General features: G+C 51.9%; 9 protein-coding genes. 2 read left to right on the top strand and 7 right to left on the bottom strand.

Annotation, left to right across the window (positions count from 1 at the left end):
* The 4 genes from KP80_RS21745 to KP80_RS21730 all read right to left on the bottom strand — a co-directional run.
* Positions 1 to 599, bottom strand: a 599-nt coding sequence (locus tag KP80_RS21745) for an HAD hydrolase family protein (protein WP_052285722.1), incomplete at its 3' end; no start/stop codon positions are given.
* Between the two features lie 86 nt (positions 600 to 685).
* Positions 686 to 2,317, bottom strand: coding sequence for a carbohydrate porin (locus KP80_RS21740; RefSeq protein ID WP_052285721.1), 1,632 nt, complete (start codon positions 2,315 to 2,317; stop codon positions 686 to 688).
* Between the two features lie 122 nt (positions 2,318 to 2,439).
* Positions 2,440 to 3,771 carry a PTS sugar transporter subunit IIC gene (locus KP80_RS21735; RefSeq protein WP_052285720.1) on the bottom strand — a complete coding sequence of 444 codons (1,332 nt, stop codon included), beginning with the start codon at positions 3,769 to 3,771 and terminating at the stop codon, positions 2,440 to 2,442.
* Between the two features lie 21 nt (positions 3,772 to 3,792).
* Positions 3,793 to 4,104: a PTS sugar transporter subunit IIB gene (locus tag KP80_RS21730; protein ID WP_052285719.1), complete on the bottom strand. Its 312-nt coding sequence runs from the start codon at positions 4,102 to 4,104 to the stop codon at positions 3,793 to 3,795.
* A 199-nt stretch (positions 4,105 to 4,303) separates the two neighbouring features.
* Between KP80_RS21730 and KP80_RS21725 the strand changes: the two genes are divergently transcribed.
* On the top strand, positions 4,304 to 5,041 hold the full coding sequence (locus KP80_RS21725) for a GntR family transcriptional regulator (protein ID WP_052285718.1): 738 nt from the start codon (positions 4,304 to 4,306) through the stop codon (positions 5,039 to 5,041).
* 3 nt (positions 5,042 to 5,044) lie between these two features.
* Here KP80_RS21725 and KP80_RS21720 read toward each other — a convergent pair whose 3' ends face one another.
* Positions 5,045 to 6,220 (bottom strand): MFS transporter, encoded by a 1,176-nt coding sequence (locus KP80_RS21720; RefSeq protein ID WP_052285717.1) that lies wholly within the window; start codon positions 6,218 to 6,220, stop codon positions 5,045 to 5,047.
* 208 nt (positions 6,221 to 6,428) lie between these two features.
* The gene (fabB, locus tag KP80_RS21715) at positions 6,429 to 7,646 is read right to left on the bottom strand and encodes a beta-ketoacyl-ACP synthase I (RefSeq protein WP_052285716.1); all 1,218 of its coding nucleotides are present in this window, start codon (positions 7,644 to 7,646) and stop codon (positions 6,429 to 6,431) included.
* A 159-nt stretch (positions 7,647 to 7,805) separates the two neighbouring features.
* On the opposite strand from fabB, the gene mnmC reads away from it, so the two are divergent.
* Positions 7,806 to 9,806, top strand: a complete 2,001-nt coding sequence (mnmC, locus tag KP80_RS21710; protein ID WP_052285715.1) for a bifunctional tRNA (5-methylaminomethyl-2-thiouridine)(34)-methyltransferase MnmD/FAD-dependent 5-carboxymethylaminomethyl-2-thiouridine(34) oxidoreductase MnmC — start codon at positions 7,806 to 7,808, stop codon at positions 9,804 to 9,806.
* Between the two features lie 43 nt (positions 9,807 to 9,849).
* On the opposite strand, the gene KP80_RS21705 is transcribed toward mnmC, so the two are convergent.
* The gene (locus KP80_RS21705; protein WP_052285714.1) at positions 9,850 to 10,125 is read right to left on the bottom strand and encodes a YfcL family protein; all 276 of its coding nucleotides are present in this window, start codon (positions 10,123 to 10,125) and stop codon (positions 9,850 to 9,852) included.
* Positions 10,126 to 10,129 lie beyond the last annotated feature (4 nt).

Raw genomic sequence — 10,129 nt, 5'->3', positions numbered from 1 at the left:
AGAGACAGGATCTCCACCGTGTGGCCCTTGTGCACGCCCACATCGGCAATATCAATCCACGCGTCTTCTGACACCACGATATACGCCTTATCAAAATAGGCCGCCAGATGCGGTTTGATTTGCGGGCAGCGTCCTTTGATATCGAACAGCGAGATTTTCACGAAGTCATGTGCAACCTCGGCAAAACTCTCTACCTGCACCACGTTGGCATAGGACATCTTCACTTTGGCCAGCATTTCCGGCGCTAACGACGTTTTGACATAGGCCCCGTACGGCGTACAGGCAATGACCACCGGCTCACTGTTCACCGCTTCAAGCGTGGCAATGATTTCGCGACCGAGGGCGTTTTTGATAAGCGACTGATAAACGTATTCCCCCGCATGTTTAATCCGCGTGGCGCTGTCGCCGAGGATCCAAAAGTCATGGACCTGTTCGCCAAAAAGCTCTTCGACACGTTCGCACTGTTTGCCGGTACACAGCGCAAACGCTACGCCTTTCTGCTGCATCAGATTTTTGATATGCGGAAATAGCACACGGTTATAGTCGCCGTGCCGGTTTAAAAAGGTGCCGTCGAGATCGGTTATTATCAGCTTAATCATAGGTTTTCCCCTTATTACATCGATAGCGCTTCTCTTTTGTTGATTATCCGGAGGCGGCCGCGATACCGCCTCCGGCGAAACAACTGTTACCACCACACCTCGGCCTGTACGCCGGCCATAAACTCGTTTTTGCTGTCGTCATTAAACTTAAACTGCGACAGCTCGTTGTCGAGGATGTTGATGTAGGTGCCGTAAAAACGAATTTCAGGACGCGAACCCAGCAGGCTCGGCCCCACTTTTAACGCGTGGTAAAGCGTGGTTTTGTACGCCGACTCTTTCAGATCCTGCCCCTGTTGCGTGGTGTTCTTCTGTGCAAACCATGCCAGCTCGACGCCGGTCTGGTTCCAGGTATCCCAAATCCACGCCGGGCGAATCACCGCGCGGAAGCTGTTAAAGTCGCTGTGCGCACCGCTTTCATAGCTATACACATCCTCGCCATGCGACCACACCAGCGCATTGGCCATAATGATGCGATCCGCCAAATACATTTCGCCCTGAGAAATTAATCGCCAACCGATACCGTTCGAATGATCGCCATAGTAATAGCGCCCCTGGGCCATCGAGTTGCTGGCGCCAGAGAAGTTGGAGAAGCTGCTGGCATAGGAGTTATTCGCCACCTGCAGGGTAAACTCGTTAAATCCGTCGCGATCCAGCTCCTGACGGACGATCCCGGTCGCCATCCAGGTATCTTTCAGCTCGAAGTAACTGTTGTTGCTCTCATTCTTTTTCTGCTCGTCGGTCTTGTTGGCAAAGGCGTATTTACCCATTAGCGACAAAGAGCCATCCTGCCACAGCGGAATATTGCGATAGCGCAGGTCGACGGAATTGGTATTCATCTGGGTGGTGTTGTTGAAATCACGGGAATAAACGTCAACATCGTTACGGCTAAGCGAGGCATCCAACTGCCCTACGCCCAGGTTCCAGTTCTGAATCCCGACCGCGGCGGCCACATCGGTGGTGAGCGATTTCCAGTCCAGCATCTGAATTTCATACTCCGGCAGCTTATGCTTACCGACCCAGAAATCGGCCTCGCGAGCAAACGGCAGGAAGCCTTTCGTGGTCAGGAAGATATCGCTGAACTGAAGAATATTTTCGTTATCACTGTCACCAAACCAGGCGTCGTTATACTGCTCCCCCACGTTACCATCGTAGGTGACAACGGCATTGGCGGTTTTACCATCCTGATTGTAGACCCGCTGATTCATGGTCAAGTCGAACCAGCCGCTCATTTCGTTACCAAAACGGCCCAGTGAACCCGCAGCGTAAGTTTGCGTTGAGCCATGGTTGGATGTCCCCCAGCCGGAACGGAAATAGCCTTCGTAACTGAAGCCAATATCTTCCTTCACAAACTTGCTGATATCCTTCATGGTCACGCTTTCAACTTTCGGTTTATTCCCGTCGGTATTAATCACCGCGACCTGCTGTGTGGCTTTGACTTCCGGTTTGGCCACCGCATTAGTTTTTTCATTATTCTCATTTTCGATATTATCTGCCACCGGGGACTGCTGAGCTATATTTGTTGCCGTTTGGTTTTTCTTTTCATTGTCTTTAATATTCTGCTGAAGCTCGGCCACTTTATTTTTATAACTTGATAATTCCGCCTCCAGCAATTCTAAACGTTGCTCTACTGTTAATTTAGCTGCTATTACATTTAATGGCGATAATGCGGCAAGGACTGAAAAAGCCAATAAGCTAACCTTCAATTTACTTGAATTCATGAGAAACCCTTTAAATTTAATTATAATATGCCCTCAGCCATTGCTGGCTGAGGGTTAAATACTAACGAGAAATAAATATCTGAAGATATCGTCAATCCCTGACGAAAATGTCCTGATTGGTATTAACTGTTCTGCTCAGCGGCAGCTGACACATTAACTTTGTTAGCCGCAATGACAAACGGCAGATAGATCAGAGTAGCAACGGCAAGACACAGAACTCCGACAAACAGCGCCATCCAGTTTCCTCCGGTACCAAAGAAAGCAATCAAGGGTCCAGGGGTCGTCCACGGCACGGCATAAGCAATCGGTGGAATAATCTCCAGGGTAATAAAGAAGTAGCCGATCAGCGAGTTGACGAATGGCACCAGAATAAATGGAATCACCAGGATGGGGTTCAACACGATTGGCAGGCCAAACATCACGGGCTCGTTGATATTAAACAGGCCAGGCACAAAGGCCATCTTGGCCAGATCGCGGTAATCTTTACGGCGTGATGCAATGAAAATGGCCAGCAGCAGACCTAAAGTCATCCCGGAACCGCCGCAGTTAGCAAAGGCATCATTGATACCGGTCCAGGTGATCGGATACGGCGCGCCCCAGGTTGAACCATGGGATGCCGCATAGGAGAGGTTTTCCAGGTTCGCTTCCGAGAAGATGGTTTCGCGGATCGCCGCTACCGTGTTTGGCCCATGAATACCCAGAATCCACAAGAAGTTAGCGACCAGCCCCAGAATCAGCACGGTAAAGATGTTGGTGCCCATATCTTTCAGCGGTGCCTGAATCAAGGTATAGATCAGGTCGTTCAAGCCGTTAGGGGAGATTTTGGACAGCAGGTAGTTGAGGATCGAGAAGAAAATCATCACGAAGAAGATTGGCAACAGCACCTTGAAGGAACGCGCCACCGCTGGCGGAACGGCGTCCGGCATGGTGATGGTTACTTTCGGGTTGCGCGCCAATCGGCAGAAAATCTCGCTGGAAAGCAGTGCTACGATCACCGCGACAAACAAACCCTGCGGCCCAAGATATTTGGTGGTCAGATAGGCCTGACCATCAATAATAACGTAAGGGGTATACACCACGAAAAAGGCACCAATCGCCGTCAGGCCACACAGCAGGTCATCCTGCTGGTAACTAATCGCCATGTTGCGCGCAACGAGGAAGGTTATCAGTACCGCCATAATATTGACCGAACCGTTCATCACCGGAGTAAAGATTTGCTGCGCATCAGCAAGGTTCGGGAACAACGTCCCCAAATGCAGAATGCTGGCAATAAAGCCATCCGGTGACAGAATCGCAAAGTTGATCAAAATAATCAGTGAACTGGCCATGACAATCGGGAATGACAGAATGAATGCATCGCGAATGGCCGAAACGTGTATCTGAGAGTTTAATTTAATAGCGACAGGAACGAGGATCTTTTCCATTCCCCGTTCAAATGAATTCATAAATCCCATAGCTAACCCTTAATTTTGGAATTATTTATTTAATAGCTGATAAGCTTGTTCAAATACCGCTTTACCATCCATTTGGCCGTAACTTTTCATGTCAATCACAGCAACCGGAATCTTCCCCTGGGAAATCGCTTCAATTTCGTTTTTTTGAAAACGAACCTGTGGCCCTAATAGCACCACGCTGACTTCATTTTTCTTAATTTTTTCTTTGGCTTCAGAAATAGCTAATGCATTAATATTCGCTGGATTATTAACCGCCTCTGCGTGTTCACGCATTCGTTTTACCAACATACTCGTCGACATCCCTGCGGCGCACACCAACAATATATTTTCCATACCCTGTTCCCTTTCTCATAAAATATGTCACGAATTGACGTACACTTTAATAATTGTTAATTTTCGTAACTCGTCTTCCGATCACAGTTAACAGCTGCCAAGTTGTTCAAAAACGGACTAAAAGATGAACGTATCGACCATAAATTGCATGAATGGATTTGCAACCTTTTGTTTAAAAAGGATTTAAGGAGGTTCAAAAGTGGTTTACCAGAACGTCATCAATCTGCTTAAAAACAGATTAAACAGCGCGATCTACAATATTGGCGATCTTCTACCGTCAGAAAAAGAATTGGCAGAGCTTTATGATGTTTCGCGTAATACATTACGCAAAGCGTTAAAGACGCTAGAAGAAGAGGGAATGATTGAGCGGCGGCATGGTTCTGGCACCTATTTGCGGAACAAACATTTTCAGGCTTCGGTAACCCACCTCGACAGTTTTACCGAAATCGCGAAGAACGAGGGCAAAACGCCCACCAGCCAAATACTCAAATTTGAGCTGCAGACAGCCTCTGACGAAATCGCTAATAGCCTAAAGCTCACGCTGGGTGACCCCGTCTACTATGCAAAACGACTGCGACTTATCGATAATATTGCCATGCAGGTGGAAGAAACCTGGCTTTCCGCCAGCCGCTTCCCTGACCTGACGATTGCCCATATGAAGAAGTCGAAATTCTCCTACATTGAAAATGAGTGCGGCGTGAAAATTATGGGCTGCTACGAATCTATTCAGCCCATACTACCCTCTCCAGAAGTAGCGAAACTGCTGCATATTAGCGCATTAGATCCCATCATTCGTATGCAAACGCAGGCCGTGGATGAACAATCAACGCCAATTGATTACTCTATTCTCTACACCAACATGTACGAATTTCAGGTGAAGTATTTCTTACCACGAAAAGCAGCAGCCGGCCCTACCGTGCGTAGAGCCGGAGCTTAAACGTTACTTACGAAACGCCCACAGCGTCAGCATAATGCCCAACACGGCGGAAATCGCCCCACCGAGGAATACCGATGGGTAGCCAAACGAGGTGGCGAGCATTCCCGCCAGCGGGCCGGAAACGCCAAGGGCAATATCCTGAAACGCCGCATAGCCGCCCAGCGCCGTACCACGAACCTGCTGCGGCACCCGCTTAACAACTTCAACACCCAGCGCTGGAAAGATCAGCGAACAGCCAGCTCCGGTCAACGCGGCACCGGTTAAAGCAATCCATGCGTCAGGAGCCTGCCACAACAGCAACAGGCCGACGGTTTCGACTAATAGCGAAACCACCGCAACTTTGACGCCACCGAAGCGGTCCGGCATCCATCCAAACAGAATACGCACCAGCACAAAAGTGCCGCCGAACGCGGTTAAGGTGAAGCCCGCCATCGTCCAGCCTTTACTCACAAAGTACAGCGAAACGAAGGTGCCTATCACCGCAAAGCCCACGCCCTGGAGCGCTAGCCCCATTCCTGGTTTCCAGATGAGCCCAATGACGCTAAACAGCGATGGTCGTTCTCCGGCCATTGCTGCCACCTTGCGCACCGAGCCGTTAAAAGCCCAGGCCAGCAGCGGCAGCATCATGGTGACCCCAGCCAGCACGGCAAAACCATAACGGGCATTGATGAATAATCCCAGCGGCGCACCGACAGCCAGTGCACCAAAAATTGCCATGCCGTTCCACGACATCACTTTGCCAGATTGCTTCGGCCCGACCAGCCCCATTCCCCAGGTCAGCGTCCCGGTCAGTAGCTGACTTTCGCCAAACCCAAGGATCAATCGCCCAACGATTAACAGCCCAAATTTGACCATCGCATCCACGGGTAACAACGCGGCGCCAAGCCAGGCAGCGCCGGCAAAGGCACAGGCGAACATCCCCTGTAGGGCGGAACGCTTACCGCCGTACTGATCCGCTAATCGCCCGGCATAGCCACGGGTTAAGACGGTAGCAAAAAACTGAACGCCCACGGCAACGCCCACCATGGTGTTGCCGTAGCCCAGCTCCTGGTGCACAAATAGCGGGATCACCGGCAGCGGAATACCGACGGTTAAATAGGTCAGGAACACCGCGAACGCGATGCGAAAAAGAGAAACGTTTGATGAAGACGAACGTTCAGTTTGAATAACTGCGGTCATGCTTTACTCCAGAATACTGAGTAAGGCGAGGATCTATAGCCACGCCCCCTCTACCCGATTATCAGGATTAAGGTGCGTTGGTTGACGTTAAACGCTTACGCATTATCAGAACGATAATGTTGAGCCGGGAGTTTGCCTGTTCTTTGGACTGATTGTCAATGCATAAAAAAGGAGCCCTTAGGCTCCTTTTTCACGTCAACGTTCAGTCTTAGGCTTTCAGCTTACGCATTACCAGCGTCGCGTTAGTGCCGCCGAAACCGAAGCTGTTAGACATCACGGTAGTCAACTCGCGGTCGGTTGCTTTAGTGACGATATTCAGGCCCTGAGCTTTCTCATCCATCTCGTCGATGTTGATGCTAGGGGCAACAAAGCCGTGTTCCAGCATCAGCAGAGAGTAGATAGCTTCCTGAACACCGGCGGCGCCCAGAGAGTGGCCAGTCATCGCTTTGGTTGCGGAGATGGCCGGGCTGTTGTCACCGAACACTTCCTGAATCGCACCCAGTTCTTTCACGTCACCTACCGGAGTAGAAGTCCCGTGGGAGTTCAGATAATCGATTGGCGTATCAACACCGTGCATCGCCATCTGCATGCAGCGCACTGCACCTTCGCCGGATGGAGCAACCATATCTGCACCATCGGAAGTTGCGCCGTAGCCAACGATTTCTGCATAAATATGCGCGCCGCGAGCCAGAGCGTGTTCCAGCTCTTCAACCACGACCATACCGCCGCCGCCTGCAATAACGAAACCATCGCGGTGTGCATCATAGGTACGGGACGCTTTATCTGGGGTTTCGTTGTACTTGGTGGACAGTGCGCCCATCGCGTCGAATTCACAGGCCATTTCCCAGCCCAGCTCTTCGCCGCCGCCAGCAAACACGATGTCCTGTTTGCCCAGTTGGATCTGCTCTACCGCGTTACCGATGCAGTGTGCGGAAGTGGCGCAAGCAGAGCTAATGGAGTAGTTTACGCCGTGAATTTTGAACGGCGTGGCGAGGCAGGCGGAAACCGCTGAGCCCATCGCTTTGGTCACGACGTAAGGACCCACTGCTTTCAGGCCGCGCGGGCTGCGCATTGCATCTGCACCAAATACCTGTGCTTTTGAAGAACCACCGGAACCGGCAATCAGGCCGACGCGTGGGTTGTTCTGATATTCTTCTTCCTTCAAGCCAGCATCTGCAACAGCCTGCTGCATAGAAAGGTAAGCGTAGATAGAGGCATCGTTCATGAAACGGACCACTTTGCGGTCGATAAGACCGGTGGTGTCCAGTTTGACGTTACCCCATACGTGGCTACGCATACCAGAATCTTTGAATTCTTGAGAGAAAGTGATCCCCGAGCGTCCTTCACGCAGGGATGCCAGGACTTCCTGCTGGTTGCTGCCGATGCTGGAAACGATACCCAGGCCAGTAATCACTGCACGTTTCATTCAATACCTCTGTAAGTCATCACTATTTTAAGTTTCGAGTGGCAAGATAGCGTACACTTGTACGCCGAACAAGTCCGATCAGCAATTTTATGCAGAAATTTGCACCTGCGGGCACGCATCGTTAAGATCGGCTGACTCCTTGCCGTGCGAGTAACTTACGTGAAACAAAACGCCATACAATCCGCCAACCTCGAATTCAACAGTGAGGGTACACCTGTTTCCCGAGATTTCGACGACGTCTACTTCTCTAACGATAACGGGTTAGAAGAGACCCGTTACGTTTTCCTTGGCGGTAATCAGATAGAGGTACGTTTTCCCCAGCATCCGCATCCACTTTTCGTGGTAGCCGAAAGTGGTTTTGGTACCGGCCTCAACTTCCTGACGCTGTGGCAGGCTTTTGACGCCTTTCGCCACCAGCATCCTGACGCTACGCTACAAAGATTACATTTCGTCAGTTTTGAAAAATTTCCACTGAAAGCTGATGATCTGCGTCTGGCACATCAACATTGGCCAGAGCTGGCCAAGTGGGCTAAACAATTACAGGCTCAGTGGCCGCTCCCGCTCGCAGGTTGTCATCGCCTGCTGCTGGACGACGGTAGAGTGACGCTTGACCTGTGGTTTGGCGACATCAATGAACTGACCGATAAACTTGACGATTCGTTCAACCAACAGGTTGACGCGTGGTTCCTCGACGGTTTTGCCCCGGCAAAAAATCCAGACATGTGGACCCCGGCGCTGTTCTCCGCGATGGCTCGCACCGCCCGGCCTGGTGGCACGCTAGCGACCTTCACCTCGGCGGGTTTTGTTCGTCGTGGCCTGCAGGAAGCGGGGTTCACGATGCACAAACACAAAGGCTTTGGCCGTAAACGCGAAATGTTGATTGGCGAGATGACTCAACCTCAGCCCGACGCAACGCGTACACCATGGTTTGCCCGTACCGGCAGTGCAGTGCGAGAAACGACCATCATCGGCGGCGGCATCGCTAGCGCCCTGCTCTCTCTGGCTCTGCTGCGCCGTGGCTGGGCGGTCACACTGTACTGTGCCGACGATGCTCCGGCGCAAGGGGCATCCGGTAATCGCCAGGGGGCACTTTATCCGCTGCTGACGGCTCACGACCCGGCGTTATCACAGTTCTTTCCGGCGGCATTTCTTTTTGCCCGCCGCCTGTATGATGCTTTACCTATCCAGTTTGATCATCAATGGTGTGGCGTCACCCAGCTAGGTTGGGATGAAAAAAGCGCGCAAAAAATTGTGCAGATGCTGTCGCTGGCCCTCCCGAAAGAAATCGCCCACGCCGTTTCCGAGGCAGAGGTGGCCGCAACCATTGGTCTTGAAACGGGCTGCGGCGGTATTCAGTATCCGTTCGGCGGCTGGTTGTGTCCTGCCGAACTGACCGCTGGCGTGTTTGCGCTGGCGGGCCAGCAAGGGTTACAGGTGCACTGGCAAAAAACGCTGACGGCACTTGAGCCATCTGAAGACGGCTGGCAGCTGCAATTTGCCGATGGTGAAACCGCGAGCGCCCCGAGCGTCGTGCTGGCGAATGGCCACAACCTCAGCCAATTCACGCAAACCGAACATCTGCCGGTATACGCCGTGGGCGGTCAGGTTAGCCATATCCCCACTTCGGAAAGTCTGTCGAAACTTGGCCAGGTATTGTGCTATGACGGCTATCTCACGCCGCAAAACCCGCGTAACCAGCAGCATTGTATTGGTGCCAGCTACCATCGAGGTGAGCGTGAAATGGCCTTCAATGAAGAAGACCAGCGAAACAACCGTCAACGTTTAATTGACTGCTTCCCGGATGAAGCGTGGACGCAGGAAGTGGATGTCAGCGCCAATGAAGCACGCTGCGGCGTGCGCTGCGCGACTCGCGATCACCTGCCGATAGTGGGTAACGTACCGGATTACCAGGCAACGCTCACGCAGTATGCATCGCTTCACGAAAACCTACAGGCAGCCGAACCGGCTCCGGTTTACTCAAACCTGTTTGTTCTGGGCGCGCTGGGCTCACGCGGGCTTTGTTCAGCGCCACTGGCGGCAGAAGTGCTGGCAGCGCAGATGAGTCAGGAGCCGCTACCGCTGGATGCGGTGACGCTCGCGGGGCTTAATCCAAATCGACTGTGGATAAGAAAACTGCTGAAGGGAAAAGCGGTGAAATGAGCTACGTCAATTGCCCGGCAGCGATTCCGGGCAATCGGCAAACTTAGCGAGAAGCCTGCTGGTACAGGTTATCCCACATGTCTTTGACTAACGCCTGGTCACGCGGCGACAGTTCACCTGCACTGATTGCCGTTTCCAGGCTACGGGTCACGTTGCGATACAGCGCGTCAGCGCTATGGGCTTCACCCTCTTCCAGATCGGCAACCGCCAGCGTCAGGTGACCACGCAGATAACCGCTTGCAAACAGCTCATCATCACTGGCATGCTCCACCATATCGTCAATTAACGCCAGAATGCGCTCTTCAAACTCCGCGATCATCTTA

Origin of the sequence: Kluyvera genomosp. 1 (assembly GCF_001266615.1) — a bacterium.
Taxonomy (GTDB): Bacteria; Pseudomonadota; Gammaproteobacteria; order Enterobacterales; family Enterobacteriaceae; genus Kluyvera; species Kluyvera cryocrescens_A.
This window is presented reverse-complemented; position numbering and strand designations above follow the sequence as displayed.